The organism is Acinetobacter sp. Ver3, assembly GCF_000632455.1.
GTDB lineage: Bacteria > Pseudomonadota > Gammaproteobacteria > Pseudomonadales > Moraxellaceae > Acinetobacter.
This window is the reverse complement of sequence record NZ_JFYL01000166.1, coordinates 1-1,039: the sequence shown is the minus strand read 5'-3', so window position 1 is coordinate 1,039 and position 1,039 is coordinate 1. Positions and strand designations below refer to the sequence as shown.

1 protein-coding gene is annotated in these 1,039 nt (G+C 41.0%); it reads right to left on the bottom strand.

Going from position 1 to position 1,039, the window contains the following annotated elements; genetic code table 11:
• Positions 1-52: 52 nt before the first annotated feature.
• Positions 53-985 carry an IS5 family transposase gene (locus CL42_RS16165; RefSeq protein ID WP_005103080.1) on the bottom strand — a complete coding sequence of 311 codons (933 nt, stop codon included), beginning with the start codon at positions 983-985 and terminating at the stop codon, positions 53-55.
• Positions 986-1,039: the final 54 nt, after the last annotated feature.

The window sequence follows — 1,039 nt, the reverse complement described above, 5'->3', positions numbered from 1 at the left end:
GGCTTTGTTGCATAAAGGTTTGAAAGGCTGAGCTCCCTTAAGCTACTCAAATTTAAGAGACAACTTGGGTATGAGGACGACCTAATTCTGTGAATTTATTCAAGACTGCCATGCGTGCATGGATCTCATTCACCTGACTTGGAAAACTCCGCGCTGTTAATTTATCGCCTAATAATTTGATGCAATGCATCTTGGTTTCAACCAAACTTCGACGGTGATAACCAGACCACTTTTTCCAAAGCGATCTGCCTAGCCGTTTGACTGTCTTTAATAATTCGTTCCGCTCTATAGACCTCGCTTGCTGATCCTTCCAAGGCTTTGCATTCTTTCTAGGTGGAATGATCGCATGTGCATCTCGATCTAAAATGACTTGTCGGCAGTGCTTTGTGTCATAAGCACCATCTGTATAAACAGAATCAATTGGTTCATCCAAGGGAATTTGAGCAAGTAAATCTTCGAGTACTTGAGAATCACTGACATTATTTGTGGTGAGTTGTACTGCACGTATTTGCAGGGTTTTAGCATCTATAGCAATGTGAAGCTTACGCCATTGGCGACGATATTCAGCCCCATGTTTCTTGCGTTTCCATTCACCTTCACCAAGAAACTTCAAACCAGTAGAGTCTACGAGCAGATGCAGTCCATCACTACTTTTTTGATAGCTAATCGCAATATCAATATGCTTTTGTCTACGACAAAGGGTGGAATAATCCGGAGCTGTCCAATCTAATCCAGAGAGTTTAATCAGACTTTGAACAAAACCTGTGACCATACGTAAAGAGAGTCGGAATAGTAATTTGATCATTAAGCAGCATTGAATCGCTGTATCGGAGTAGGTTTGATTTCGACCTTGCTTGCCTTGTGATTGTGCATACCACTGAGTCTTTGGATCAAACCAAATGGAAATATTACCTCGGTTAATTAAGGCGCGGTTATAGGATGACCAATTGGTTGTACGGTAGATTTTAGAGGCAGGCTTATTCATTTTGAAATTATATTGCTGAATAAGCTTTTGATGCTAGGTTTGTGCAACAAAGCC